Genomic DNA, 25,655 nt, shown 5'->3' with positions numbered 1-25,655 from the left:
CCGCTCAGGAAGATTTCAGGCTGGCAGGAGCGTCGGCGCGTTGCTGGCCATGGGCGGTCAGTCAAAAAGATCTTCACATTGGATGTTCTTGCGCTTCAGCGCTTCAATTTCTTTTGCGGAAATTTTTCTTCGTGTATCGACGTTCCAAACATCTTCATAAGGCTTTTCTTCGTCACACCGAATTCCGGCAGGCGCGATATATTTTCCATTTTTTGATATCAGGCGAATGCCATCTGGAGCAGTTCCGAATTCATAAGATGACATACCTCCGGTGCGACCTATTCTTTGCATCGCCTTTTCATCGGACTCATTTTTTCTGACGCTGAATGGGAACATGATTTCCTTTGAGCCAGGCAGGCGCCTGACCGCATAAGAAACCCGAGTGGCCAATGTGCCTCCGCCGATGTGGTGCATGTCTTCCAAATAGGTCATGTAAATTTGGCCCGCTGCATTGATGTCCAGAATATTTTCGCCGGCTGGATCGTGCAATGTTCGGATTCGCGAGGATTTTTTGCATTGATCGTACGCATCGGTCAATTTGATGAAATCCGTGTAAAAAGGAGCGTAAAAGCCCTTTTTGATCTGTTTGAAAATCAAGAATTGGCGATCGCCTGAGTATCGAAATCCATCGAAATCCAGATTGACCTGGCAGGATAAAGATCCTGCATTTTTGCTCAGCTTCAAAATTTTCCGGTCGATTTTTAATGCGCTTATTTCCTGCGACAGGCAAAATGAATGCGCCATAAAAAAAGATGCGACAAGGATTGTTTTTTTCAGCATTTTTTGATCTCATTGGTCGAGAATTATTTCCTTGGCGGCCCTTGTGTTTTTCAGTCGCCTGTCCCAAGCGATTTCTCCGCCATTGATGGCAAGCGTGACCGCTTTGGATGCCGTCGTTTCTTGCGCCAATTCGCTGATGCTGGCAGCCAAATAATCCATGTCGCCGTCCATTGCACGGAGCACGTCAGGACGCTGAAATGTCATATACCAGCCTCCGGCATCCATGCAGTTGTAAATTGATGTTCCAACGACTTCGGGGTTATCAACAACGCCTGGGGTTTTGGTCATTCCTCGGACGTTTCTTGCCACATATTGCGGATCGGTCCACCAATGATTGTCAAAACTGCTTCTGGTCAACCACCCGCGGTATACCCAATATTGAACGTAGTTGAGCCTGCCCGTTAATTGCTTGAATCCTCTGCCTCGAAATTTTTGAGCGTCCGGATCTCCGAGGTTGCCCATTCTCCAGTTGTACGAGCTGGCAATCAGAAGTCCCTTGCTATTGAATTTCTTTGATCCGTACCAATCCACTCTTTCATTCGGGCTGAAGCCCCACCAATGGCCGAAATCGAGTTCGTTGCGCAGGGATTGCGGGTCTTTTCCACCAACCTTTCCGTGAACCTCTCCATTCACCGCACTGCCGGTCATGGAGTCTTCTTGCATTGCTGTTAAAAAACTGGATTCTTCCGCGCCTTGGCCCAAAATATGAGGCAATCTTTTTGATGTATTCAGCAGATATTTGCGCGTCATTAAATTCAGTGAAATTTGATATTTCCTGATGGCATCGAATCTGGCGGGATTGTTGTTGCGGAGATCGTGGCTTTTGTAAATTTGCTCTATTTCACTGCAACTCAACCACCCGCATTTCCTCATATGCCCCACGAATTCCCTCGGATGAAACCGCCAATCCGCCTTCAGAAACGCCTCCGGTAATTCAAGAAACGTGACCGCCTTCGCGTGCTTCACAAACCGCTCCCATTTCTGCGCTCCCGTCGCGTCATCGTCCGTTGACTTGAAGTCCTCCGTCTCCAGCCAGCCGTACCGTTTCTCGACATCCTTCTGGTCCCACTCGCTCGGAAACTTGCAGATCGTCCGGCGCAGCTTGTTGCGCACCTCGGGTTCTCCCAATCGCCGGGCCAACTGCGCCCGTTCCATGCGCCCCTCATTGGTCCGGTCCGGATCGCGGATCAGCGTCTTCATGCGCAGTGAATCGCAACGCTGGTCGGTCGGGGTCGGGTCGTCGTCGAAGCAGTTCCAGCCCGTGATCGCCAGGAAATCGGCGTCGCTGAACTTGAAGGTGCCGGGCGCATTGAGATCGACCCAGAGCCCGCCGTCCGGCGTGACGACCTTGCGCCAGTGGGCGGCGTTGGCGGGCAATGCGTCGGGGCCCAGGTTGCGGCCGAAGCGCAGCAGTTCGTACCAGCCGCTCGGGCTGCTCAAGGCTTGGGTGGCGGCATCGAGCGAGCCGTGGCGGTCGTTGGCGACGGCGGACAGGTCGTACTCGAAGCTCTGCGAGGCGCCGGGGCGCATGGTGGCAACGGTGATGTAGTCGTAGCGGCTGTCGTTGCGGGGTTGGCCGATCGGCGCGCCCAGCCTGTCGCAGCTGGCGAGGATCGCGCTGCCGTGCTCATAAGTGATCTGCACCCACTGCGCGGCGCGCAAGGTGTCGGGCAGGAAGAAGTCGGTGGCTGCGCTCGCTGCGCCGCCTGCGTGGACGGCCGAACGCAAGTGGCTGGTCGGCTGGCTCGCGCGCGTTGGCGTGCCCGCGGGCAGGTAGATGTAGAGGCTCCCGAAGACGGCGTCGGTGCGGCCGTTGGCCGTCGGCGGCTGGGGCGCCAGCGGATCGGCCCAGTCCCGCTTGCGGGTGGTGAGCTTCTCGAGGTTCGCCTCGTCGCAGCAGACCTCGAAATGGACCTGCCCGTCGTGGCCGTAGATCTGTCCCGGCGTGCCCAGCGCTTCCTTGCGAAAGACGACGTCGCCGGCCTTCAGCGGCTGGCGCGTCCTGGCGTGGTTGGCGAGGCTCCCCAGGTGCATGCACGCGCTGAAGTAGACGAACTCGGTCGCCACCGCACCCGCCGCCCCGATCTCGCCCTTGTGCGCGATGACGACGAAGCCATCGCTGGTCCACGCGGGGCTGGGCGTGCCCGCGTTGAACGGGTTGTAGTTGAGCGCGTGGTTGACGTCGTTGTTGGGCGCGGTCGGCGGATGCACGAAGACGACGGTCCCGTCGGCAACGGCGCGCACCGGCAGGTACGCGCCCGCGGCCTGCGGTGCCTGGATGTGGATGCCGTTGTGCCAGCCCAGCCGGAGGCTGAGGGGAAAGGAGCCTTCGGCGGCATTGGTGTTGGAGAGCCGGGAGGTGGGCTGCGCCATGGCGGCGTCGAGCCAGGCGGCTTCGGATTGCGACGTGCGGGCAGGCAGAAAGGGTGGGCTGAGGATCATGCGACCGTGAGAAGAAAGTGGAAGGCCGGGCCCGTCCCGGTCTGGTTTCCACAGTCTTGTCGGCTCACCGATTTCGCAATGCCAACAATGGTCACCCCTGCATGCGGGGCGCGCACAAAACCCGCGCGAAGCGGGCAAATGTCATGCGCCGCTACTTCGCCAGATGCCCCAGCGGCAACGCGCTGCTCGCCTTCACCTCCCCCAGCGAGAAGCTCGTGTGCAGGTCCTTCACGTTCGGCAGGTTCATCAGGTGCTGCCGCGCAAAGGCCGAAAAACCGTTCAGGTCCTGCGCCACCACCTGCAGCTCGAAGGTGCCGGTGCCGCTGATGTAGTGGCAGGCCACCACTTCGGGCATCTTGCGGATCGCGTCTTCCAGCTTGCGGGTGGCTTCGTTGGTGACGCGCTCGGTGTCCACGCGCACGAAGGCGAGCACGCCCAGCCCTATCTTGTGGCGGTCGATCTCGGCGCGGTAGCCCTTGATGAAGCCGGCTTCCTCCAGCGCCCGCACCCGCCGCCAGCAGGGCGCCGCCGAGAGCCCGACGCGCTGCGCAAGCTCGGCATTCGTGAGGCGGCCATCGGCCTGCAGTTCTTGCAGGATTGAGAGGTCGAACTTGTCAATGCTTTCCATGGATGCCGATGTTAAGCAAGATTCTTTCTGGAAGCGCGTTTTTTGGGGCAAAGAACGCAAACACCTGTCGCGGACCCCGGCATACACTTTGCGTGATCATGGGCTCGCGCCCTACCGGGCACAGACCCACAGCCAATCCAGCCAGGCCCACAAGGCCCTGCCAATACGGAGACAGACAACATGAACGCCCCGCTGCCCGAGCACATTCGCCGCGCGCTAGAAACCGTCACGCTCGACGACAAGTACTCCCTCGATTACGGCCGCGCTTTCATGAGCGGCGTGCAAGCCCTCGTGAAGCTGCCCATGCTTCAGCAGTTGCGCGACAAGCAGGCCGGCAAGAACACCGCCGGTTTCATCAGCGGCTACCGCGGCTCCCCGCTCGGCGGCTACGACCAGGCGCTGTGGAAGGCCAGCAAGTTCCTGAAGGAACAGAACATCGTCTTCCAGCCGGGCGTGAACGAAGAGCTCGCGGCCACCGCGCTCTGGGGCACCCAGCAATTGGGCTTCTCGCCGCAAGGCACCAACAAGTTCGACGGCGTCTTCGGCATCTGGTACGGCAAGGGCCCGGGCGTGGATCGCTGCTCGGACGTCTTCAAGCACGCCAACATGGCGGGCACTACTGAATTCGGCGGCGTGATCGCGGTGGCGGGCGACGACCACATCTCCAAGAGCTCCACCGCCGCCCACCAGAGCGACCACATCTTCAAGGCCTGCGGCACGCCGGTGTTCTTTCCGACCAGCGTGCAGGAAATCCTGGACCTGGGCATCCACGCCTTCGCCATGAGCCGCTTCTCGGGCGTGTGGTCGGGCATGAAGACGATCCAGGAGATCGTCGAGTCGAGCGCCACGGCCATGATCGACCCCGAGCGCGTCGAGATCGTCATTCCCACCGATTTCGATATGCCGCCCGGCGGCCTGCACATCCGCTGGCCCGACCATGCGCTGGAGCAGGAAGCCCGGCTCATGCACTACAAGTGGTACGCCGCGCTCGCCTACATCCGCGCCAACCGCCTCAACCACAACGTCATTCAAGGCCCGAACGACCGCTTCGGCATCATGGCCAGCGGCAAGGCCTTCAACGACACGCGCCAGGCGCTGCTGGACCTGGGGCTCGACGACGCCGCCTGCCGCCAACTCGGCATCCGCCTGCACAAGGTGGGCGTGGTGTGGCCGCTCGAAGCGCAGCTCACGCGCGAATTCGCCACCGGCCTGCAGGAAATCCTGGTCGTCGAAGAGAAGCGCCAGGTCATCGAATACCAGCTCAAGGAAGAGCTCTACAACTGGCGCCCCGACGTGCGTCCCAACGTGGTCGGCAAGTTCGACGAAGGCGAAGTGCATGCGGCCGAGGGTTACTCCGGCGGCGAATGGTCGATGCCCAACCCGACCGCGCACACGCTCCTGCGCGCCAACGCCGACCTGAACCCCGCGCTGATCGCCAAGGCGATCGCGCTGCGCCTGAAGAAGACGGGCCTCCTGGCCGCGGCCGGCGCCGACATGACGGCGCGCATCGACGCGCAACTCGCCATCCTCGAAGCCAAGGAGCGTTCGATGGTGGTGCAGCAGGCTTCCACCAGCGTGGCCGACGCCACGCGCCAGCCGTGGTTCTGTTCGGGCTGCCCGCACAACACCAGCACGGTGGTGCCCGAAGGTTCGCGCGCGATGGGCGGCATCGGCTGCCACTTCATGGCGACCTGGATGGACCGCTCCACCATCGGCTTCACGCAGATGGGCGGCGAGGGCGTGCCATGGGTGGGCCAGCAGCCCTTCACGACCGACCAGCACATCTTCGCGAACCTGGGCGACGGCACGTACTTCCACAGCGGCCTGTTGGCGATTCGCCAGAGCATCGCGGCGGGCGTGAACATCACCTACAAGATCCTCTACAACGACGCGGTCGCGATGACCGGCGGCCAGCAGGTCGGCGAGCGGCCCGAAGGCCACTCGGTGCTGCAGATCGCCGAGAGCCTGCATGCCGAGGGCGCGAAGAAGGTCGTGATCGTCACCGACGAGCCCGAGAAGTACGAGGGTGTCTCGATTCCCGGCGACCACGTGCAGGTCAAGCACCGCGACCTGCTGGACGACATCCAGCGCGAGTTCCGCGCGATGGCCGGCACCACGGCCATCATCTACGACCAGACCTGCGCGACCGAGAAGCGCCGCCGCCGCAAGCGGGGCACGGCCGTCGATCCGGCCAAGCGCGTGGTCATCAACGAGCTGGTCTGCGAAGGCTGCGGCGACTGCAGCGTGCAGAGCAACTGCCTCTCGGTGGAGCCGCTGGAAACCGAATTCGGCCGCAAGCGCACCATCAACCAGAGCAGCTGCAACAAGGACATGAGCTGCCTGAAGGGCTTCTGCCCGAGCTTCGTGACCGTCGAGGGCGGCCAGCTCAAGAAGAAGAGCAAGAGCAAGGGCGCGACGCCGGCCGAGTTCGGCCTGCTGCCGGAGCCCGTGATTCCGTCGCTGGCCGGCGGCAAGGTCTGGGGCGTGGTGGTGGCGGGCGTCGGCGGCACCGGCGTCATCACCATCGGCCAGTTGCTCGGCATGGCCGCGCACATCGAGGCCAAGGGCATCGTCACGCAGGATGCGGCGGGCCTGGCGCAAAAGGGCGGTGCCACCTGGAGCCACGTGCTCATCGGCGACACGCAGGAGGACATCCGCACCACGCGCGTCGGCACCGCTGCCGCCGACCTGATTCTGGCCTGCGACCCGCTGGTCACGGTCAACGGCGAAACCATGGCGCGGATGCGCGAAGGGCGCACGCACGTGGCGCTCAACAGCCACAGCTCGCCGACGGCCGCCTTCGTGCGCAATGCCAACTGGCAGAACCCCGAAGACGCCTGCGCCGCCGAAATCGCGCGCGCCGTGGGCTTCGACGGCATCGGCACCTTCGACGCCGACGCGGCCGCGACCACGCTGATGGGCGACAGCATCTACGTCAACCCGATGATCCTGGGCTACGCCTGGCAAAAGGGCTGGTTGCCGCTGGCGCACGAGTCGCTGATGCGCGCCATCGAGCTCAATGCCGTGGCCATCGAGAACAACAAGACTGCCTTCGAATGGGGCCGCCAGGCCGCGGTTCGCCCCGAGGAACTGCAAAAGCGCGTGCGCCCGGGCCAGGTCATCGAGTTCAAGAAGCGCGAGACCGTCGAGACCCTGGTGGCACGCCGCGCCGAGTTCCTGACCGGCTACCAGAACGCCGCCTACGCTGAGGAATACAGTCAGTTCGTCGCGAAGGTGCAGCAGTCGGAATCCCCGCTGGGCAAGACGGCGCTCACCGAGACGGTGGCACGCTACCTGTTCAAGTTGATGGCGTACAAGGACGAGTACGAAGTCGCGCGCCTGCACACAGATCGCACGTTCCTCGACCGTGTCGAAGGCATGTTCGAAGGCGACTACAAACTCAACTACCACCTGGCCCCGCCGATCATTGCCAAGAAGAACGCCAAGGGCCAATTGCAGAAGCAGAAGTTCGGTCCCTGGATGCTCACGGGCTTTCGCTTCCTCGCGAAGCTCAAGGGTGTGCGCGGCACGGCGCTCGATATCTTCGGCCGCACCGAAGAACGCAAGACCGAGCGCGCGCTGATCGCCGAGTACCGCGCGAGCATCGAAGAGGTGATCGGCGCGCTGCGTGCCGACAACCACGCGCTGGCGCTGGAAATCGCGAGCCTGCCGGAGCAGATCCGCGGCTACGGCCATGTGAAGGAGCGCAACCTCGTGGCGGCCCGTGCGCGCTGGAGCGAACTGATGGCCAAGTGGCGCAACCCGCAGGGGCAGCGCGCGGCGGCCTGATCTTTCAGCCGTTCCCGTCTTCAAAGAGCGCCCGCCGGGCGCTTTTTGCTATTCAAAACGTAGCAAAGAACGGCCGGGGCGGATACCCGGAAAGCCCTCCCCACCGCGCCGGATAAGCCGCTGGAAGGGCGCCGTGCCCCGAATACAATGCCCGGTGCTGTGCGGTGGCCAAGCCCCGCCGAGCTTTGATTTGCGGCCGGTTTTTCCCGCAACCGCTCAGAGATGGAATGGCAGGCCCGGCCCGCACTCCTCTCGCTTTCTTCTCTTCCCTCTGCTGGAGACTCTCTTGTTCATTTCCTCTGCTTTCGCCCAGACCGCGCCCGCAGCCGCCGGCGGCGGCGACATGTTGTCCTCCCTCGGCAGCATGCTGCCGCTGGTGCTGATGTTCGTGGTGCTGTATTTCGTCATGATCCGCCCGCAAATGAAGCGCCAGAAGGAAGCCCGCGCCATGATCGAGGCCCTGGCCAAGGGTGACGAAGTCGCAACGGCCGGCGGCGTGCTCGGCAAGATCACCTCGCTGGGCGACCAGTACCTCGGCCTGGAAATCGCCAACGGCATCGAAATCAAGATCCAGCGCAGCGCCGTGGTTCAGGTCCTGCCCAAGGGCGCCGTCAAATAAAAGCGTGAGCTGATCCTTGCGCTTTGCGGCGCAGGGCCCCAATTCACGCCGTGTCCCGTTTCTTGAAAAGCGCTTTCTCATGAACCGTTACCCGGTCTGGAAGTACACGATCATCGTGATCGTGTTGCTCGTGGGGCTCATCTACGCCCTGCCCAATTTCTTCGGCGAGTCGCCTGCGGTGCAGGTGTCGGCGGCCAAGTCCACCGTCAAGATCGATGCCTCGACCCAGGCCAGGGTCGAAGAGGTGCTCAAGACGGCCGGTCTCACCCCCGACCTGCTGACGCTGGAGCCGACCGCGGTGCGGGCGCGCTTCGTCACCACGGACGACCAGATCAAGGCGCGCGACGCGCTGCAGCAGGCGCTGGTGCCGAATGCGGACGAAGCCTCCTATGTGGTGGCGCTGAACCTCGTGTCGCGCTCGCCCCATTGGCTGACGGCGCTGCATGCCTTCCCGATGTACCTGGGCCTCGACCTGCGCGGCGGGGTCGACTTCCTGCTGCAGGTCGACATGCGCGGCGTGCTGGACAAGAAGGCCGAGTCCTTCGCCGGCGACATCCGCGCGGGCCTGCGCGACAAGAAGGTGCGCGGCAGCGCGGTGAACCGCAACGGCCAGACGGTGGAGATCACGCTGCGCGACGCCGCCAGCCTGGAGATCGCCCGGCGCATGCTGCAGGACCAGATGCCGGACCTCAGCACCGTCGAGAGCCAGCAGGGCACCGAATCGCGCATCGTGGCCAGCATCAAGCCCGAAGCCGCGCGCCGCTTCCAGGACGCGGCGCTCAAGCAGAACGTGACCACGCTGCACAACCGAATCAACGAACTCGGCGTGGCCGAACCGGTGATCCAGCAGCAGGGCCTCGACCGCATCGTCGTGCAGCTGCCCGGCATGCAGGACCCGGCGCAAGCCAAGACCATCATCGGCCGCACCGCCACGCTCGAGATGCGCCTGGTGGACGAAAGCACCGAAGGCCGCGCGGCCGAACAAGGCACGGGCCCGGTGCCGTTCGGTTCCGAGAAATTCCTCGACCGCTCCGGCCGCGCCGTGATCGTGAAGAAGCAGGTGCTGGTCACCGGCGAGAACCTCACCGACGCGCAGCCCGGCTTCGAGCAGCAGACCAACCAGCCCAAGGTCGACCTGACGATGGACTCGAAGGGCGGCAATATCATGCGGCAGGTCAGCATCGAGAACTACAAGAAGCGCATGGCCATGCTGATCTTCGAGAAGGGCAAGGGCGAAGTGCTCACCGCTCCCTCGATCAACGGCGAATTGGGCAACCGCTTTCAGGTCTCCGGCGCGATGACCGTGAGTGAGGCGAACGACCTCGCGCTGCTGCTGCGCGCCGGCTCGCTGGCCGCGCCGATGGAAATCATCCAGGAACGCACGATCGGCCCGACGCAGGGCGCCGAGAACATCAAGAAGGGCTTCGACAGCGTGATGTACGGCTTCGCCGCGATCATGGTGTTCATGTGCCTCTACTACGCGCTGTTCGGCATCTTTTCGTCGATTGCACTGGCGGTCAACCTGATGCTGCTGGTGGCGATCCTCTCGATCCTGCAGGCCACGCTCACGCTGCCCGGCATTGCCGCCATGGCGCTGGCGATCGGCGTGGCCATCGACTCCAACGTGCTGATCAACGAGCGCGTGCGGGAAGAGTTGCGCAACGGGGCCTCGCCGCAGGCGGCGATCCATGCGGGCTACGAGCGCGCCTGGGGCACGATTCTCGACTCCAACATCACGACGCTGATCGCGGGCATCGCGCTCCTGGCCTTCGGCTCGGGCCCGGTGCGCGGCTTCGCGGTGGTGCACTGCATCGGCATCGTCACCTCGATGTTCTCGGCCGTGTTCTTCTCGCGCGGCCTGGTGAACTTCTGGTACGGACAGAAGAAGAAGCTCAAGAGCGTGTCGATCGGCACGGTATGGCGTCCAAAGACCGATGGCACCGATGCCGCGGTCGTGGCCGAAACCAAATAAGAGACCGCCATGGAATTCTTCCGGATCCACAAGACCATCCCGTTCATGCGCCACGCGCTGGTGCTGAACATCGTTTCCTTCGTCACCTTCGCGCTGGCCGTGTTCTTCCTGTTCCACCGCGGGCTGCACCTGTCGGTGGAGTTCACGGGCGGCACGGTGATGGAAGTGGCCTACAAGCAATCGGCCGACGTCGGCAAGGTGCGCGAAGTCGTCGCCAAGCTGGGCTACCAGGAGGTGCAGGTGCAGAGCTTCGGCACCTCGGTGCAGATCCGCCTGCCGGTCGCCAAGGGCATGACCTCGACCCAGCAGAGCGACCAGGTGATGGGCGCCCTGAAGGCCATCGAGCCGACGGTGGAACTGCGCAGCAACGAATTCGTCGGCCCGCAGGTGGGCGACGAGCTCACCAGCAACGGCCTGAAGGCGCTCGCCATGGTGGTCGTGGGCATCATGATCTACCTGGCGTTTCGCTTCGAATGGAAGTTTGCGCTGGCTACCGTTCTGGCCAACCTGCACGACGTGGTGATCATCCTGGGCTTCTTCGCCTTCTTCCAGTGGGAGTTCTCGCTGGCGGTGCTGGCGGCGGTGCTGGCGGTGCTGGGCTACTCGGTGAACGAATCGGTCGTGATCTTCGACCGGGTGCGCGAGAACTTCCGCCGCTACCGCAAGATGACGACGGCCGAAGTCATCGACAGCGCGATCACCTCGACCATCAGCCGCACGATCATCACCCACGGCTCCACGCAGCTGGTGGTGCTGTCGATGTTCTTCTTCGGCGGCCCGACGCTGCATTACTTCGCCCTGGCGCTGACCATCGGCATTTGCTTTGGCATCTACTCCTCGTGCTTCGTGGCAGCGGCCATCGCGATGTGGCTGGGCGTGAAGCGCGAAGACCTGATCAAGGGCGGCGGCCCGCCGACCAAGCGCGAAGGCGAGACGGAAGAAGACCCGAACGCCGGCGCCGTGGTCTGACGGATACTTCAGGGTTCAACAAAGCGGGCGGCAAAGCCGCACCGCTGTTCCCGTGCAACGCCGGGCAGTGTCCACACTTGTGCGGTGGCGCTTCCCGATGCAAGCTCGCGGTTGTTGTTGCCGATGAACAGTTCCCCCTGGCCTTCCCGATCCTTCAATGAGCATTGCGCGGTCCGCCTCTTCCCTGCAGCTCGCACGCGAGACGCGTGAGCGTTTCGTATTGGCCACGGAAGGGGCCATCGTCCCGCTGGCCCGCGCGATCCGCGACCGGCTGACGCAGCTGGCCTCCGAGGTGAGCAACGCCCGCGCCATGCAGGAGCACCGCGACGACTTCGTGGCATTCCAGGGCCAGGCCACCCAATGGGTGACGCTCTCGCAGGCGAGCTGGCGCAAGGCGCTCGGCGCCGCCGCGCCCACCGGCGGATTGACGACCTTTCCCACGGCGCTGCGGCTCGAGCTGATCGGCGACGAGGTGGTCGAGACCAACATCCTCGCCTCGCGCCTCGCGCAGGTGATCCACGACAAGGCGAGCTTCGAGCTCAGCGATTTGCGCCTGCGCATCCAGCACCTCGAAGGCACCAACGAACTCGATTCGAAGGACGTGCTCAAGCCCGAGACGCTGGCCAGGCTGCTGGTGGAGCAGTGGCTGGCCGCCGGCCTGAGCCGCGAGCTCTGGGCCCGGGTGCAGGACACGGTGCAGCAGCAACTGATCGATGTGATCGTCAAGGCCTACGAGAGCGCCAATGCCTACCTGATCGCCAACGGCGTGATGCAGGAGATCGATCTCAAGAGCTTCGTGCGGCGCACCGGCAATGCCGCAGGCGCTGGCAACAGCGCGGGCTTCAACACCTCCTTTGCGGGCGGAGTGGCTTCGGCGACCGCGCCGATGGACGGCGGTGGCGGCGGCGGCTCGCAGCAGCGTCCCGGCTACGGCACGCAGGCGCCTCAACACCCGCACCAGTCGCAACCGCAAGCTTCCGTACCGATGCCCGCTGGCACGTCGACGATCGGCGGCTCGCCGCTGATGATGGCGCGGCAGCGTGCCCAGACCGCGCTGCTGAGCCTCAAGCGATTCGTCACGGGGCGCATCGGCAGCGATACCACCACCACCGTCCCCGCCCAGAATTCGATCACCGGCACCGCGCCGGCGGGCCGCACGACCGGTCCCGGCGGCGGCACGCCGGGCACGGGCGGCAACACCGCCCCGCGGCAGTTCTCCAGAACCTTTGCCGGCGCCATCGCCGAGGCCGAGGTGGCCTACCGCATGGCCGCCACGCAGTACATGGACGCATCGGGCGAGCAGGCCACCGTCATCCAGCAAACGGCAGTCGACCTGCGCCGGCGCAGCACCGAACTCAAGAAGCGCGCGCCCACCACGGCCGACAAGGCCACCGTGGAAATCGTCGCGCTCATGTTCCAGGCCATCCTGGCCGAGGAGCGGATTCCGTTCTCGGCGCGCGTGTGGTTCGCGCGGCTGCAGATGCCGGTGCTGCGCGTGGCCATCGCCGAGCCTGAATTTTTCGGCACGCTGCAGCACCCCGCGCGCATGCTGATCGATCGCATGGGCTCCTGCGTAATGGGTTTCGACGCAGCCGCCATCACCGGCAGCGCGCTCGAAGGCGAGATCCGCCGCGTGGTGCAGGTGATCGAGCAATACCCGGAGACCGGCCAGCGCGTGTTCAAGCTGGTGTTCGACGAGTTCGTCGCTTTCCTCAACCGCTATCTCACGCAGAGCGACACCACGCAGCGCGTGATGAGCGTCGCGCAGCAGGTCGAGCAGAAGGAAACGATGGCGATCCAGTACACCATCGAGTTGCGCAAGATGCTCAACGACATGCCGGTGCGCGACGAGATCCGCGAGTTCCTGTTCAAGGTGTGGGCCGAGGTGCTGGCGATCGCCGCGCTGCGCTACGGCGCGCAGGGCGAGCAGACGGTGATGCTGAAGCGCGTGGCTTCCGAGCTGGTCTGGGCTGCGAGCGCCAAGCCCAACCGCACCGACCGCGCCCGCGTCATTCAAGACCTGCCGCAGTTGCTGCAGCGCCTGCGCCAGGGCATGGCGCTCTTGGGCATCGTCGACGAGCCGCAGGAAGCGCACATCAAGACCATCGGCGCCACGCTGTCCGATGCCTTCCTGTCGAAGACCGAGGCGATCCCGCAGGCCAAGATCGAAGCCATGGCCGAGCGCCTGGCGCACCTGGAAGATTTTGTGAGCGACATCGGCGGCACCGCCGACCTGCCGCTCGATGCGCACAGCATCGAACTGCTGCTGGGCGTGGATGCCGCCTCGATCGAGGTGGTGCCCGATGCGGCCGGCGTGCAGGTGCCCGAGGACATGCTGGCCTGGGCGCACGAACTGCAGGTGGGCAACTGGTTCATGCTGGACCACAACGACCGCGTGAGCCAGGTGCAGTTCGTCTGGCGCAGCGATCGGAAGCAGTTGCACCTGTTCGCTACGGCGGACGGCCGCAGCTTCCTGATTCAGGCGGGTCGGTTGGCGACGTACCTGCAGGCCGGTCTATTGGTGCCGGCCGAGGAAGAGACGCTCACGGTGCGCGCCACGCGCGAGGCGTTGGCGAAGCTCGATGCGAATCCGGAGCGGCTGCTGAACTGAACTGGCCGGCCGCCGCGGCCGGCTTGGTCAGTGCGCTACGCGGCCTTCGCGGCTCTCGCAGAGCTCATCGAGCACCAATGCATCGGGTTCGATGCCGGTGCTCCAGTGCACCATCAACACGATGATCTTGAGTTCGTCGAGCGCCACCGGATCGCCCGGTGCCGCCATCGCGCGTTCGATCACGATCTCGCGCAATCCACACGACAGTACGTTCGACGATTCGAGAAAGCGGATGAAGCCGAGGCACTCTGCACCCAGGTGTTCCTGCTCGGCCTGGGAGTAGACGCGCATGGCGTCGTCCGATTGGGGCAGGGAGGATTCGGGCGCGCCGCGGAAGGTGACCGTGGCGGTGGTGTCGTCGTCGGCATCGAGCTCCAGCTGCATCCCCTGCGTTGCGAGGCTCAGGCCGTCGAGCCAGTGCAGGGCATCGCGAATCTCGTCTGCCTCGAAGCCGTGGGCACTGAGCTTGCGGCCCAGTTGTTCGGGTTCGGGGCAGGCATCGCCGCGCCAATAGTTTTCGTAGACAAAAACAAGCACTTCGAACATGAGCCCAATATAGCCCACGAATGTGCAGGGCAGGCTAGTGTGTTGCCCCGCATTTCGTCCGCGCAGCTATTTGCGTGGCAACACGTCAAGCGGATGCGGTCCGTTGAAAGAGCCCGCCGGGCAGGCGCGAGATGTGCCCGTCCAGTTCGAGCTCGAGCATCCTGGCCTGCAGTGCCGCGGCGCTCCACCCGGTGCGGGCGCTGAGGGCATCGAGGCTCACGGGCTCGAAGCCGAGAGCGTCGAGCAGCGGGTCTTCTGAAACCGCTGCCTCGTTGCCTGCGTGGCCGTTCGAAGACTGGGCGCTGGCCGCATTGCCGGTGCGCAGCGGCGGCAGCTCCTCGAGGATGTCTGCCACCGACTCGACCAGCTTCGCGCCCTGGCGGATCAGCGCATGGCAGCCGCGCGATTGCGGCGAGTGGATCGAGCCTGGAATAGCGAACACTTCCTTGCCCTGCTCCGAGGTGAGCCGCGCAGTGATGAGCGATCCCGACGCCAAGGCCGCTTCGACCACCAGCGTGCCGCGCGCCAACCCTGCGATGAGCCGGTTGCGCTTCGGAAAATTCTGCGTGAGGGGCGGCGTGCCGAGCGGCAGCTCGCTCACGATCAGCCCCTGCAAGGTGATGCGGTGCGCGAGGTCGCGATGCCGCGCGGGGTACACGCGGTCCAAGCCGGTGCCGACCACGGCGACCGTGGCGAGTCGCGGTGCATCGCCGGCTGCATCGAGGGCGCCCTGGTGCGCTGCGCCATCGACGCCCAGCGCGAGCCCGGACACCACCGGCAGGCCCGCATCGCCCAGCGCCCGCGAAAAGCTGCGCGCATTGGTGGCGCCTTGCGGTGTCGGATTGCGGCTGCCGACAACGGCGATGCTGTTCTGCAGTTGGGTGAGGTCGAAGTCCGAGGCACCGAGCACGTAGAGCATCAGCGGCGGATCGGCCATTTCGAGCAGCGAGGCCGGGTAGCCGGCGTCGCCCAGCGTGACGAGGCGGCGGGCGACGCCGTTGCCCTCGGCCGCTTGCAGCCATTGCCAGGTCTGGTCGATCGATGCCTGGAGGGCTTGGGGCGCCTGCTGCAGCGCCTCCGCCTGCGCATGGCTCACGACCTGTCGCAGTGCCGCATGGGTCTGCGCGAAGACTGCTTCGGGCAGACCGAAGGCCGCGAGCAGCTTGCGCGCGGCGCCATCGCCGATGCCCGGCGTCAGTGAAAGCCGCAGCCAGCCTGCGAGTTCTGCGCGTTCCAAACGGATAGGGGCGAGGACGTGGGCGCCGTGAAGCCGATCAGGGGTTGACGAGGAAGTCGCCCGCCTTCGGGGTGTCGTTGATCTCGAGCACCAGGGCGTAGGACACCTTCTCGAAGGTGCGGAACACCATCAAGAGGCCGATGCGTTCGTTCGGCAGCTTGATGGTTTCCTTGCGCGCGCCGGTGCGGTCGAGGATGGTTTCGCCGTTCTTCAGGATGGCCAGCACATGGCCGCTGTCGATGCCGTCGCGCGTGCCCTTGTTGATGGCGACCACCTGGTTCTGGGCCGCGAACTGCACTGCGTTGCCGTAGACCGAGATGATCCGGCCATCGACTTGCGTCGAAGGCGCGCGCGGCGCGTAGCTCAAGAGCTGGCGCGGCGGTTCGGGCAGCAGGCGGTCGCCGGCGCGCATTTCCTCGCGCGATGCCACGATGTCGATGCTGGCCGGGACGACCGTGATGATGTCCTTGTCCTCGACCGTCTCGATGGTGGTCGATTCGCCGCGCTGCAGTTGGGCCTTGCCCAGGTACTGTGCCTCGTAGCCGAGGATTTCGCCCGTGCCCGGATCCTTGAGCGGCGTGGCGTTGCGGAAGATCCGGAAGTTCTGGATCGGCCCCGGCACTTCGACCAGCGGCGACTCGGGGTTGCCGCGGGCGTAGGCCCGGTCACCGCGCGACAGCAGCACGCGGCTGTCGTTGCCGGCAACGATGCGCGGCGCGCTTTCGAGCGTGTTGGCGTCCACGACGATCGGTTCGCTCAGGAACGGCTCGATCAGGCTCGGGTTGAGCGTGGGCAGGGCCATGCCGGCCAGCGAGTCGAAACGGGTGCGAGGTGACAGCTTGATGGTGCCGCCGTCGCCGCTCACGCCGCCGCGGCGGGTGGTCAGGCGAGCCCGGCCGCCGCTCTTGTCCAGATAGAGAACCTGGCCGGGGTAGATGCGGTGGGGGTTGGCGATCTCGTTGATGTTCATGCCCCACAGCTCCGGCCAGCGCCAGGGGCGCAGCAGGTAGAGGCGGGAGATGGCCCAGAGCGTGTCGCCGGGCTTGACCGTGTACTCGTCGGGCGCCTTAAGCGACAGTTCGCTCAGCGGAACCCCTGCCTGGGCGGTCTGCTGGGCGGTGGCGCGTTGCTGCGGCGTGACGGGGTAGTTCTGAGCCCAGGCCGTGGTGGCGCCGCAACTGCCGATTACCGCCAGGGCGGTCAGCGTGGCGAAGAGATTGGGGCGCTGGCGTTCGGTGGATCTGAGCTTTTTCATGTCTGGATGGGTGAGCGCACGACGTATCGTTGCGCATACGAATCTCACAATTTGCTACGAATTCTGCGCCCGAAGCCCTTGAGAGGGCAACGTTTTCGGGTCCGGAGGCGGCCTCGCGTCGCGGAATTGGCGAAAATAGCCACAACTTCCCCCCGATTTCATGGCCAAACGAATCATTCTGAGTTACCCGGACAAGCGCCTGCACACGGTCGCCAAGCCGGTGCAGGGCGTCGACGCACGCATCAAGGCCTTGGTCGCCGACATGCTGGAGACCATGTACGACGCCGAAGGCATCGGCCTGGCGGCAACGCAGATCGACGTGCACGAGCGGCTCGTCGTCATCGATGTGTCTGAAGAGCGCAACAAGCCGATCGTGCTGATCAACCCCGAAATCACCTGGGCCAGCGACGAAAAAGTGCTCAACGAAGAGGGCTGCCTCTCGGTGCCGGGCATCTATGACGGCGTGATGCGCTCCACCTCGGTCAAGGTCCAGGCGCTCGACGAAAACGGCGAAATGCGCACCATCGAGGCCGACGGCCTGCTCGCTGTGTGCATCCAGCACGAACTCGACCACCTGCTGGGCAAGGTGTTCGTCGAATACCTCTCGCCCCTGAAGCGCAACCGCATCAAGAGCAAGCTGCTCAAGCAGCAGCGCGAAGAAACGCGCGAACGGGCCTGAATCCCATGACCTTGCGCAGCCTCGGCTCCCTCGCGGCATTGGCGGTTCTCGCGGCGATTGCCGGCTGCGCCAACGAGCCCACCCGCATCCAGCCCGGCACCACCGCCGCCGAAACCCTGCAGCGGCTGGGCGCGCCGACCGGCCGCTATCCGCTCAACAACGGCGGCGAGCGCCTCCAGTATTCGCGCATGCCGGCCGGCTTCGAGGTCACCGACATCGACGTGGACGCCTCGGGCAAGGTCGTCTCGGTGACCCAGGTGCTCAACGAGGCGCGCTTCGGATACGACATCAAGGTCGATCAGTGGCGCCAGAACGACGTCATGGCCTTCTACGGCCGGCCCTATCAGATCGACCGCGTGAGCTCCTTCGACGGCACGGTCTGGACCTGGCGCTACAAGGCCGTGAACGAGCGCCGCATGCTCTATATCTATATAGATCCCACCGGCGTGGTCCGTCGCTATCACACGGGGGATGACCTCGAATTCGAACGGGTCCGCGATTGAGCCGGCGGAAGGTCGCTTTTGCGGGCACGCCCGAGTTTGCGCGCGTCGCCCTGGAGGCCATTGCCGCCGCCGGCCATGACGTCGTGCTGGTGCTGAGCCAGCCCGACCGGCCCGCCGGACGCGGCATGAAGCTGCAGGCTTCCCCCGTCAAGCAGTTCGCGGTTGCCAACAACTGGCCGGTGGCGCAGCCGCGCAGCCTGCGCCTCGATGGCAAGTACCCGGACGAAGCCGCTATCGGCCGCGACGCGCTGCAAAAGGCCCAACCCGACGTGATGGTGGTCGCCGCCTACGGACTCATCCTGCCGCAGTGGGTGCTCGACCTGCCGGCGCACGGCTGCCTCAACATCCACGCGAGCCTCCTGCCGCGCTGGCGCGGCGCCGCGCCGATCCACCGCGCGATCGAGGCCGGCGACGCGGAAACCGGCATCACCATCATGCAGATGGACGCGGGCCTGGACACCGGCGACATGCTGCTGCGCGAAGCCGTGGCCATCGGCAGCGACAACACCGCCCGCCTGCACGACCGCCTGGCAGAACTGGGCGGCCGGATGATCGTCGAGGCCCTGGAGAACATCGGCAGCCTCACCCGCACGCCGCAGCCGGCCGAAGGCGTCACCTACGCCAACAAGGTCGAAAAACACGAAGCGCTGATCGACTGGGCCCAGCCCGCCGATGCCATCGTGCGGCGCATCCGGGCCTTCGATCCGTTCCCGGGCGCCAACAGTCCGCTCGACGGCGAGACCGTCAAGCTCTGGACCGCGCATGCGGTGCCCGCCAGCGCGTCCGCCGCGCCTGGAACGATCCTGGCCGTATCGGACGCCAGCGTCGAGGTGGCTGCCGGCGATGCGGGCGTGATGCTCACCGAGCTCCAGCGCCCGGGCGGCAAGCGCCTGCCCGTGGCCGATTTCCTGCGCGGCTTCGACCTGAAGCCCGGGCAGGCGTTCGGCTGATGTTTCTTTCGGCCGCCATCCGCCAGCGTCCCGAATTCCGCAAGGGCATGCGCGACATGTCCTCGGCGGCGCTGGGCATCGGCGCCTGGGGCCTGATGACCGGCGTGGCCATGGTCAAGTCGAACATGAGCGTGGTCGAGGCGGTGGCGATGACGCTGTTCGTCTATGCCGGCAGCTCCCAGCTCGCGGCCATTCCGTTGCTGTTCGCGGGCGCGCCGGCCTGGGTGATCCTGGCGACGGGCTTCTGCGTCAACCTGCGTTTCGTGGTCTTCAGCTTGCACCTGCGGCCCTACCTCATGCACATGCCGCGCTTGCGGCGCATGACGCACGGCTACCTGACGGCGGACCTGAGCTACGCGCTCTTCACCAAACAATACCCGGCGCCGCCCGTGACCCTCGCCGAGCAGCAGTCGCAGGAGGCCTATCTCACCGGCAACTACTTCGTGACCTGGTGCTCGTGGATGGGCATGAGCCTCCTGGGCATCGCGCTCGCCAACCTCATTCCGCAGAACTGGGGCCTCGGTTTTGCCGGCGTGCTGAGCCTGGTGGCGATCGTCTGCTCGATGGCGACGACGCCGCTGCGCATCCTGGCCGCGCTGATCGCGGGCGCCACCGCGGTCGCGGCCTATGCGCTGCCGCTCAAGCTCAACATCGTCGTGGCCATCGGCGCGGCGGTGCTGCTGTGCTTCTGGCTCGAGAAGCAGTTCGGGCTCGACCCCGACGCGGAGGACGACAAGTGAGGGGCACCGATCTCTGGACGCTGGGCGTGATCGTCGGCCTGGCCCTGGTCACGGTGCTCACGCGCTGCTTCTTCTTCATCCTCGACCGCCCGTGGGGCTTGCCGGACTGGGCGCACCGGGCGCTGCACTACGCGCCGGCCGCGGCGCTGGCCGGCGTGATCGCGCCCGAGATCGTGATGACGCAGGGCCACCTCATCACCACGCTGCACGATGCGCGCCTGTACGCGGCCGTGGTTGGCGGCGCGTACTACTTCTGGCGCCGCGGCGTGCTCGGCACGATGCTGGCCGGCATGGCCGTCTACCTGCCCTTGCATCTCGGCCTTGGCTGGTGAGCGAAGAGAGGGCGGATGGAAGGGGGATGGAAGGCCCTCGGGTCAGTCCAGCTTCACGCCGGCCGCCGCGATGATCTTTCCCCAGCGGTCGCTTTCCGCGCGCGAGAGCTTGTAGAAGTCTTGCGGCGTTCCCGGCAACGCCTCGAAGCCGAAGTCCGCGAACAGCTTCACCACCTTCGGCGCCTTCATGGCCTTTTGCAGCTCGGCGTTCAGCCGCGCCACCGCCTCGGGCGCCATGCCGGCCGGGCCGATCAGGCCGTGGAAAGCGTAGGCATTCACGTCGCTGAAGCCAGCCTCCACGAAGGTCGGCACCTCGGGCAGGGCACTGGCGCGCTGCGGCAGCGCGATGGCCAGCACCCGCACCTTGCCCGAGCGGATGATCGGCAGCCCCGAGGCCAGGTCCAGCATCATCACCGGCACCTGCCCGCCCATCACGTCGGTCATGGCCGGCGCAGCGCCCTTGTACGGCACGTGCGTGATCGTCAGGCCCGCCTTCTGCTTGAAGAGTTCCATCGCCATGTGGTGCGGCGAGCCGTTGCCGGGCGAGGCGTAGCTCACCTTGTCGGGGTTGGCCTTCACGTAGCGCACGAACTCCGCCACGTTCTTCGCGGGAAAGTCGGGGTGCACCACCAGTGCCACCGGAAAGCGGCCGATGGTGCCGATGTAGGTGAAGTCGCTCGCGGGCTTGTACGGGAGCTTGACGAACATGTGCTCGTTGAACAGCAGCGCCGCGTTCTCGGCCTGCATCACCGTGTAGCCGTCGGGCTTGGCGTGCATCATCACGGACACGCCGATGTTGGTCGAGGCGCCGGGCCGGTTGTCGATGATCAGCGGCTGCCCGAGCGTCGGCTGCATCGCCTCGGCCAGCGTGCGCGCCAGGTTGTCGGTGCCACCGCCGGCCGAGTAGGGCACGATCCACCTGACCGGCTGGTTCGGGTAGGCCGCCGGCTGCGCCGACGCGAAGGTGGTCGCCAGCGCGAGGGTCGCGGCCAGCAGGGAAAAAAATCGCTTCATCGTTTCTTGTCTCCGTTTGCTTGTCTTGAAATCGGTTCGGGTCACTCGCCGCGCAGCACCTGCCACAGCTCGCGGTCGCGCTCGGCGGTCCACACCACCGGGTGCTCGATGCCGCGCAGCTCGTCGTAGGCGCGTGACACGTCGAAGGGCAGCACGTGCTGGAACACCGGCCAGCCGCCGAAGCGCGGCGCCATGGCGGCCTCGGCGCGCGCGAAGCAGCCCTTGAGCGTGTCGCCCGCGGCAATGCCCGCCTTTACGCTGTCGAGCAGCGTCGAGAGAAATGCCTTGGTCAGGCCGATGGCCTCGGAGCACGCGGCCTCGCCCTGCAGCACCGCGCCGCGTCCCGGCACCAGCACGCGCGGCTCCAGCGCCGCCACCGCATCGAGCGTGCCGGCCCAGTCGCCGATGTAGGCGTCGCCCGCGTACACGCCGCAGCGGTTCTCCACCACGTCGCCCGAGAACAGCACGCCGCAGTCGGGGAGCCAGGCCACCGTGTCGCCGCTCGAATGGCCGCGGCCCAGCGCCATCAGGCGCAGCTCGCGCCCCGTGCCCGGCCGCGGGCCGAGCCACAGGCTCATCTCGCCGGCAAAGCTCATCGTCGGAAAAGTCAGGCCCGGAATTTCCTCCACGCCCGCGAACAGGCGCGGAAAGCGGCCCACTTCCGAGTCGAAGTCGGCCTGCCCGCGCGTGCGGATCCAGTCGAGCGTGCCGTTGCTCGCGACGATCTGCGCCACCTCCTCGAACGCACTCGCGCCCATCACGCGCACCGCGTGGTAGTGCGTGAGCACGATGGTCTTGACGGGCTTGTCCGTCACGGTGCGGATGGCCGCGAGAAAGTCGCGCGCCATGCGCGGCGTGGGGCGCGTGTCGATCAGCACCACGTGGTCGTCGCCGACCACGAAGCCGCAGTTGGGATCGAAGTCGCTGATGTAACCGTAGGCGCCCGGCGCGAGCTCGCGCAGTTGCGGCTTCTGCTCGCGGGTGTCGGAGGCGGATGCGAAAGAGACGGAAGTGGTCATGGGGCTTGGGTGGTCGTGGGGTCTTCGGCGGCCGCTGCCGCGTGGATGCAGGCGAGCAGCACGGCCTGGTCGGCGCACTGGTTGGCCAGCAGCAGCACGAGGCGGGCGTTGAGGTCGGCGCTTTGCGCTTCGCTGCGGCCTTCGTGCGCGGCGAGCAGGGCGGCGTAGAAGCCGTCGGGGTCGGGGATGCGGGGTGCCGTGTTCATGGGGCAGCGTCCAGGGCGAGGGCCGTGCGCAGGGCGGCGGCGATGGTCGTCGGCGTGGCGTTCGCCAGCACGGCGGCGCGGTAGGCGTCGGGGCGCACCAGCGCGAAGCTGCCCCGGTCGTCGATGCCGATGCCGAGATGCGCGGCCAGCGTGTCGTCGGGTTGCAGCGTGAGCAGCCCGTGGTTGTTGCTCTCGCCACCCACGGCCACCAGGCGCAGCGGCAACGAGGCCGTGGCCTCGCACGCCGCGTCGGCCTGCTCGCGCGTCGGTGCGAACCACAGCCCGATGCATTGCGTGCCGTCGGCCAGCAACTGCATCAGCGTGGTCTCGCGTCCGTCGGCCCAGCGCAGCGGCAGGTTCTGCACCGTGTGCCCGCCTTCGGGCAGCAGCGGCGCGACCGGGTAGGCGTTCGCGACCGACATGCGCCCGGTGTTCACCAGCGCCCGCGCGAACGGATGCCGCGCCGCCAGCGCCACCACCGCGCGGCGCAGCGTGTGTTCGGCGGGCGAGCGTGGCGCGAGAAAGCGCGCCGAGCGGCTCGTCACCTGCAGGTTCTCCCTGGCTGCGGGTTGCCGCTCGGCGTCGTAGCTGTCGAGCAGCGCGTCGCCAGCCCGGCCCTGCGCGACCAGCGCCAGCTTCCAGCCGAGGTTGGCCGCGTCCTGGATGCCGCTGTTGCCGCCGCGCGCGCCGAAGGGGCTCACCACGTGCGCGGCGTCGCCGATGAAGAACACACGGCCGTGGCGAAAGCTGTCGAGCAGGTGGTCGCGGTAGCCGTAGGGCCCGATCCACACGAACTCGAACTCCACATCGGGCCCGAGCTGTTCGCGCAGCCGCGCGCCGGCCACTTCAGGCTGGCTGATGTAGGCCGTGTCGCAGTCTTCGGGCATCTGGTAGTCGATGCGCCACACGCCGTCGGCCATCAGGTGCTGCCACACGCCGCGGCCTTCGTTGAAGGGCGCGTCGACCCAGGTCCAGCGCTCGGTGGGCAGCGGCTTCTTGAAGCGCACGTCGCTGATGCACCAGCGGTCGGTGCTGCGCGAGGCGTGCGCCTCGATGCCCAGCTGCGCGCGGATCGCGCTGTTGGCGCCCGTGGCGTCGATGAGCCGGTCGGCCTCGATCGTGTAGCTGCCAGCGGGTGTCTCGATGTCGAGCCGCACGCCGTCGGCCAGTTGCTGCACGCGCGTCACGCGGCTCTTCCAGCGCAGGTCCGTCACGCCGAGTTCGAGGATGCGCTCGACCAGGAACCACTCCACGTAGAACTGCTGCAGGTTGATGAACGGCGGCTGCCTGGAGACGCTGTTCGCCTGCAGGTTGAAGTTGTAGACCTCCTCGTCGCCCGAGAAGGTGCGCCCGAACGACCAGGTGATGCCCTTGGCCGCGATGCGTTCGTAGATGCCCAGGCGCTCGAAGATCTCCAGGCTCTTCTGCGCGTAGCAGATGCCGCGCGACGAGGCGCCGCGCACGCCGACGGTGTCGTCCTCGTCGAGCAGCACGGCACTCACGCCGCGCTGCGCGAGGTCGCAGGCCAGCGTGAGCCCCGAAGGCCCGGCGCCGACGATGACGATCGGGTGGCGCACGACCTTGGGGCTGTCCAGCTCCGGTGGCGGCGTGAAAGGCCAGGCCGGCAGCTCGTAGGCCGGCGCAAATGCAAAGGTTTCCATGTTTCTTCTAAAGGGCGTGCGCGAATTCGGCGATGGCGTCGGCCGCCTTCGGGATCAGTTCGGGTTGCCCCGCGAGGTAGTGGTTGCCGCCGACGATGTCGACGTTGCGGATGCGCGCGCCGCCGGCAGCCATCCACGCATCGCGCGTGCTCGGAAAGGTCGACTGATCGCCCGTGTAGGTCAGCAGCAGCTTGGGCACGGTGGTGCGCGCGAGGTTGCTTGGCCCGTCAGCCTGCGAGCGTGACGACCATTGCGAGAGGAATGCGGTGAGCGATGTGGTGCGGCCCATCGCGTTCGCCGAGTAGTTCACCTGGCGCGCATCGCCCCACACGCTGCCCGGCAAGCGGTCGTTCGCATCGAGCGACAGATCGACGCAACGCGGATCGGCATGCGTGCGGTAGACGATGAAGGTCTGGTCGCGCGGTGCGCCCGGTGTACTGCGCAGCAGCGCGAGGCGCTCGATGCACCACTGCTCGATGCGGTCCAGCCGCGCCTTTTGCGCCGAACTGAAGCGGGCGAGGAATTCGGCGTCGTAGGGCACGCGGTGGCGCGGGTCGTACATGTCGAGGTCGGGGTTAACAGAGAGCGGGTCGTGCTCGTCGGTGACCGAGGGATCGATCCAGTCGCGCATCAGTCGTGTGCGGCCGAGGTGCGCGGCGCACAGCGCGATGCCGTCCACCGGCGGCAGGTCGCTCGGGTGCAGGTGCGTCGGGTCGCCATCGGGCAAGTGCGTGGCGGTGAGGTTCTCGGCCTGCGCCTGGTAGAAGGCCGCGAGCGCTGCGCCGCCCGAGTTGCCGACGAGGAGCACCTTCTCGTAGCCGGCCGCGCGCAAGTACTGCACGCCGGCCCCCAGGTCTTGAATGGCGCGCTCCATCAGCAGCACCGTGTCGTTGCCCACGAAGCGCGAGTTCAACCCCATGCAGCAGATGCCGCGCTCGGCCAGCGGGCCGATCAGGTAGTGGCCCATGAAGTTGCTGGTCGGATGCATCACGATGGCCGCAACCTTCTTGGGGCCGTGCGGGGCGCGGAAGGCGCCGTAGATGCGCGGGCGCAGCAACTGCAGGCCCGACTGGCTTTCCATTGACGCGCCGGGCTTCACGTCGATGACGGCGAGTTGCAGATCAGACATGCGTCGCGCCTTTCGCTGCGCGCAGGGTTGCCTTGCGCGCGGTCCATGCGTCGAGGTCGGCGCGGGCGCGCCGCGCATGCGCGTCCATCTCGGCCTGCGGCACGGTCGGCGTAGTCAATTCGAGGCGAATGCCGTTCGGGTCGAAGAAGTAGATCGATTCGATGATGTGGTGGTCGGTCACGCCCAGCACCTCGACACCCGCGCCTTCGAGCCGCGCCTTGGCGGCGAGCAAGTCGTCCACCGAGTCGACGCGCAGCGCGATGTGGTTCACCCACGCGGGCGTGTTGGGCGAAGGCAGCGCGGCGGTGTCGTCGCCCAGGTCGAAGAAGGCGATGTACGAACCGTCGCGCATCTGGAAAAAGATATGCACGTAGGGACAGTACTCGCCGGTGCTGGGCACGTGGTCGCTCTGGATGATGTGCGCGAGCGGCAGGCCCAGGAGGTCTTCGTAGAAGTGGCGGGTTTCCTCGCTGTCGCGGCAGCGCCAGGCGAAGTGGTGCAGCCCCCGGACAGGTGGCGCGGTGTGGAAGGTCGTCGGCATGCGTGTCTCCAATGAACCGCGATTGGGCGATGC

General features: G+C 65.9%; 22 protein-coding genes. 10 read left to right on the top strand and 12 right to left on the bottom strand.

Annotated features, from left to right (window positions below; all coding sequences use genetic code 11):
• Positions 1 to 57 precede the first annotated feature (57 nt).
• The 3 genes from VARPA_RS31270 to VARPA_RS29155 form a co-directional block, all read right to left on the bottom strand.
• On the bottom strand, positions 58 to 780 hold the full coding sequence (locus VARPA_RS31270) for a hypothetical protein (RefSeq protein WP_013544189.1): 723 nt from the start codon (positions 778 to 780) through the stop codon (positions 58 to 60).
• A 9-nt stretch (positions 781 to 789) separates the two neighbouring features.
• Entirely contained in the window at positions 790 to 3,222 is a 2,433-nt protein-coding gene (locus VARPA_RS29160; RefSeq protein WP_013544188.1) for a M23 family metallopeptidase, read from the bottom strand.
• Positions 3,223 to 3,373: 151 nt separating this feature from the next.
• The gene (locus tag VARPA_RS29155; RefSeq protein WP_013544187.1) at positions 3,374 to 3,850 is read right to left on the bottom strand and encodes an Lrp/AsnC family transcriptional regulator; all 477 of its coding nucleotides are present in this window, start codon (positions 3,848 to 3,850) and stop codon (positions 3,374 to 3,376) included.
• A 180-nt stretch (positions 3,851 to 4,030) separates the two neighbouring features.
• On the opposite strand from VARPA_RS29155, the gene VARPA_RS29150 reads away from it, so the two are divergent.
• The 5 genes from VARPA_RS29150 to VARPA_RS29130 all read left to right on the top strand — a co-directional run bounded on the left by VARPA_RS29150 (position 4,031) and on the right by VARPA_RS29130 (position 13,810).
• Positions 4,031 to 7,639 carry an indolepyruvate ferredoxin oxidoreductase family protein gene (locus VARPA_RS29150; RefSeq protein ID WP_013544186.1) on the top strand — a complete coding sequence of 1,203 codons (3,609 nt, stop codon included), beginning with the start codon at positions 4,031 to 4,033 and terminating at the stop codon, positions 7,637 to 7,639.
• A gap of 286 nt (positions 7,640 to 7,925) precedes the next feature.
• Positions 7,926 to 8,258, top strand: a complete 333-nt coding sequence (gene yajC, locus VARPA_RS29145) for a preprotein translocase subunit YajC (RefSeq protein WP_013544185.1) — start codon at positions 7,926 to 7,928, stop codon at positions 8,256 to 8,258.
• 79 nt (positions 8,259 to 8,337) lie between these two features.
• Entirely contained in the window at positions 8,338 to 10,230 is a 1,893-nt protein-coding gene (secD, locus tag VARPA_RS29140) for a protein translocase subunit SecD (protein ID WP_041943093.1), read from the top strand.
• A 9-nt stretch (positions 10,231 to 10,239) separates the two neighbouring features.
• Positions 10,240 to 11,199, top strand: a complete 960-nt coding sequence (gene secF / locus VARPA_RS29135; RefSeq protein WP_013544183.1) for a protein translocase subunit SecF — start codon at positions 10,240 to 10,242, stop codon at positions 11,197 to 11,199.
• Positions 11,200 to 11,356: 157 nt separating this feature from the next.
• On the top strand, positions 11,357 to 13,810 hold the full coding sequence (locus VARPA_RS29130) for a DUF1631 family protein (protein WP_013544182.1): 2,454 nt from the start codon (positions 11,357 to 11,359) through the stop codon (positions 13,808 to 13,810).
• A 27-nt stretch (positions 13,811 to 13,837) separates the two neighbouring features.
• Here VARPA_RS29130 and VARPA_RS29125 read toward each other — a convergent pair whose 3' ends face one another.
• From VARPA_RS29125 to VARPA_RS29115, 3 genes are all read right to left on the bottom strand, one after another.
• Positions 13,838 to 14,356, bottom strand: coding sequence for a DUF494 family protein (locus VARPA_RS29125; protein WP_013544181.1), 519 nt, complete (start codon positions 14,354 to 14,356; stop codon positions 13,838 to 13,840).
• A gap of 85 nt (positions 14,357 to 14,441) precedes the next feature.
• Entirely contained in the window at positions 14,442 to 15,593 is a 1,152-nt protein-coding gene (gene dprA / locus VARPA_RS29120) for a DNA-processing protein DprA (protein WP_013544180.1), read from the bottom strand.
• 37 nt (positions 15,594 to 15,630) lie between these two features.
• Positions 15,631 to 16,848, bottom strand: a complete 1,218-nt coding sequence (locus VARPA_RS29115; RefSeq protein WP_013544179.1) for a LysM peptidoglycan-binding domain-containing protein — start codon at positions 16,846 to 16,848, stop codon at positions 15,631 to 15,633.
• 160 nt (positions 16,849 to 17,008) lie between these two features.
• Here VARPA_RS29115 and def point away from each other — a divergent pair, with 160 nt between their 5' ends.
• Genes def through VARPA_RS29090 form a run of 5 tightly spaced genes read left to right on the top strand, consistent with a single transcriptional unit; the run spans position 17,009 to position 20,052 of the window.
• Positions 17,009 to 17,527 carry a peptide deformylase gene (gene def / locus VARPA_RS29110; RefSeq protein WP_013544178.1) on the top strand — a complete coding sequence of 173 codons (519 nt, stop codon included), beginning with the start codon at positions 17,009 to 17,011 and terminating at the stop codon, positions 17,525 to 17,527.
• A gap of 5 nt (positions 17,528 to 17,532) precedes the next feature.
• Complete coding sequence (locus VARPA_RS29105) at positions 17,533 to 18,030, top strand: hypothetical protein (protein WP_013544177.1); 498 nt, start codon at positions 17,533 to 17,535, stop codon at positions 18,028 to 18,030.
• Positions 18,027 to 18,980, top strand: coding sequence for a methionyl-tRNA formyltransferase (fmt, locus tag VARPA_RS29100; protein ID WP_013544176.1), 954 nt, complete (start codon positions 18,027 to 18,029; stop codon positions 18,978 to 18,980). Before VARPA_RS29105 ends, fmt begins: the two co-directional genes overlap by 4 nt.
• Positions 18,980 to 19,720 carry an AzlC family ABC transporter permease gene (locus tag VARPA_RS29095; RefSeq protein ID WP_013544175.1) on the top strand — a complete coding sequence of 247 codons (741 nt, stop codon included), beginning with the start codon at positions 18,980 to 18,982 and terminating at the stop codon, positions 19,718 to 19,720. Before fmt ends, VARPA_RS29095 begins: the two co-directional genes overlap by 1 nt.
• Complete coding sequence (locus VARPA_RS29090; protein ID WP_013544174.1) at positions 19,717 to 20,052, top strand: AzlD domain-containing protein; 336 nt, start codon at positions 19,717 to 19,719, stop codon at positions 20,050 to 20,052. The genes VARPA_RS29095 and VARPA_RS29090 overlap by 4 nt, the downstream gene beginning before the upstream one ends.
• A 42-nt stretch (positions 20,053 to 20,094) precedes the next feature.
• On the opposite strand, the gene VARPA_RS29085 is transcribed toward VARPA_RS29090, so the two are convergent.
• Genes VARPA_RS29085 through VARPA_RS29060 form a run of 6 tightly spaced genes read right to left on the bottom strand, consistent with a single transcriptional unit; the run spans position 20,095 to position 25,622 of the window.
• Entirely contained in the window at positions 20,095 to 21,066 is a 972-nt protein-coding gene (locus VARPA_RS29085; protein ID WP_013544173.1) for a Bug family tripartite tricarboxylate transporter substrate binding protein, read from the bottom strand.
• 41 nt (positions 21,067 to 21,107) lie between these two features.
• On the bottom strand, positions 21,108 to 22,085 hold the full coding sequence (locus tag VARPA_RS29080) for an MBL fold metallo-hydrolase (protein WP_013544172.1): 978 nt from the start codon (positions 22,083 to 22,085) through the stop codon (positions 21,108 to 21,110).
• A complete protein-coding gene (locus VARPA_RS29075) occupies positions 22,082 to 22,291 on the bottom strand; it encodes a DUF2783 domain-containing protein (RefSeq protein ID WP_013544171.1) in 210 nt (69 codons plus the stop codon). The genes VARPA_RS29080 and VARPA_RS29075 overlap by 4 nt, the downstream gene beginning before the upstream one ends.
• Positions 22,288 to 23,952: an FAD-dependent oxidoreductase gene (locus tag VARPA_RS29070; RefSeq protein WP_013544170.1), complete on the bottom strand. Its 1,665-nt coding sequence runs from the start codon at positions 23,950 to 23,952 to the stop codon at positions 22,288 to 22,290. The genes VARPA_RS29075 and VARPA_RS29070 overlap by 4 nt, the downstream gene beginning before the upstream one ends.
• 7 nt (positions 23,953 to 23,959) lie before the next feature.
• Complete coding sequence (locus VARPA_RS29065; protein WP_013544169.1) at positions 23,960 to 25,081, bottom strand: alpha/beta hydrolase family protein; 1,122 nt, start codon at positions 25,079 to 25,081, stop codon at positions 23,960 to 23,962.
• The gene (locus VARPA_RS29060) at positions 25,074 to 25,622 is read right to left on the bottom strand and encodes a VOC family protein (RefSeq protein ID WP_013544168.1); all 549 of its coding nucleotides are present in this window, start codon (positions 25,620 to 25,622) and stop codon (positions 25,074 to 25,076) included. Before VARPA_RS29060 ends, VARPA_RS29065 begins: the two co-directional genes overlap by 8 nt.
• Positions 25,623 to 25,655: the final 33 nt, after the last annotated feature.

Origin of the sequence: Variovorax paradoxus EPS, from assembly GCF_000184745.1 — a bacterium.
GTDB classification, from domain to species: domain Bacteria; phylum Pseudomonadota; class Gammaproteobacteria; order Burkholderiales; family Burkholderiaceae_C; genus Variovorax; species Variovorax paradoxus_C.
This window is presented reverse-complemented; position numbering and strand designations above follow the sequence as displayed.

Coding starts and splice junctions, on each gene's coding strand:
- VARPA_RS31270 (WP_013544189.1), bottom strand. CDS start 780: ATGCTGAAAAAAACAATCCTTGTCGCATCTTTTTTTATGGCGCATTCA.
- VARPA_RS29160 (WP_013544188.1), bottom strand. CDS start 3,222: ATGATCCTCAGCCCACCCTTTCTGCCTGCCCGCACGTCGCAATCCGAA.
- VARPA_RS29155 (WP_013544187.1), bottom strand. CDS start 3,850: ATGGAAAGCATTGACAAGTTCGACCTCTCAATCCTGCAAGAACTGCAG.
- VARPA_RS29150 (WP_013544186.1), top strand. CDS start 4,031: ATGAACGCCCCGCTGCCCGAGCACATTCGCCGCGCGCTAGAAACCGTC.
- secD (WP_041943093.1), top strand. CDS start 8,338: ATGAACCGTTACCCGGTCTGGAAGTACACGATCATCGTGATCGTGTTG.
- secF (WP_013544183.1), top strand. CDS start 10,240: ATGGAATTCTTCCGGATCCACAAGACCATCCCGTTCATGCGCCACGCG.
- VARPA_RS29130 (WP_013544182.1), top strand. CDS start 11,357: ATGAGCATTGCGCGGTCCGCCTCTTCCCTGCAGCTCGCACGCGAGACG.
- VARPA_RS29125 (WP_013544181.1), bottom strand. CDS start 14,356: ATGTTCGAAGTGCTTGTTTTTGTCTACGAAAACTATTGGCGCGGCGAT.
- VARPA_RS29115 (WP_013544179.1), bottom strand. CDS start 16,848: ATGAAAAAGCTCAGATCCACCGAACGCCAGCGCCCCAATCTCTTCGCC.
- def (WP_013544178.1), top strand. CDS start 17,009: ATGGCCAAACGAATCATTCTGAGTTACCCGGACAAGCGCCTGCACACG.
- VARPA_RS29105 (WP_013544177.1), top strand. CDS start 17,533: ATGACCTTGCGCAGCCTCGGCTCCCTCGCGGCATTGGCGGTTCTCGCG.
- VARPA_RS29095 (WP_013544175.1), top strand. CDS start 18,980: ATGTTTCTTTCGGCCGCCATCCGCCAGCGTCCCGAATTCCGCAAGGGC.
- VARPA_RS29085 (WP_013544173.1), bottom strand. CDS start 21,066: ATGAAGCGATTTTTTTCCCTGCTGGCCGCGACCCTCGCGCTGGCGACC.
- VARPA_RS29080 (WP_013544172.1), bottom strand. CDS start 22,085: ATGACCACTTCCGTCTCTTTCGCATCCGCCTCCGACACCCGCGAGCAG.
- VARPA_RS29075 (WP_013544171.1), bottom strand. CDS start 22,291: ATGAACACGGCACCCCGCATCCCCGACCCCGACGGCTTCTACGCCGCC.
- VARPA_RS29070 (WP_013544170.1), bottom strand. CDS start 23,952: ATGGAAACCTTTGCATTTGCGCCGGCCTACGAGCTGCCGGCCTGGCCT.
- VARPA_RS29065 (WP_013544169.1), bottom strand. CDS start 25,081: ATGTCTGATCTGCAACTCGCCGTCATCGACGTGAAGCCCGGCGCGTCA.
- VARPA_RS29060 (WP_013544168.1), bottom strand. CDS start 25,622: ATGCCGACGACCTTCCACACCGCGCCACCTGTCCGGGGGCTGCACCAC.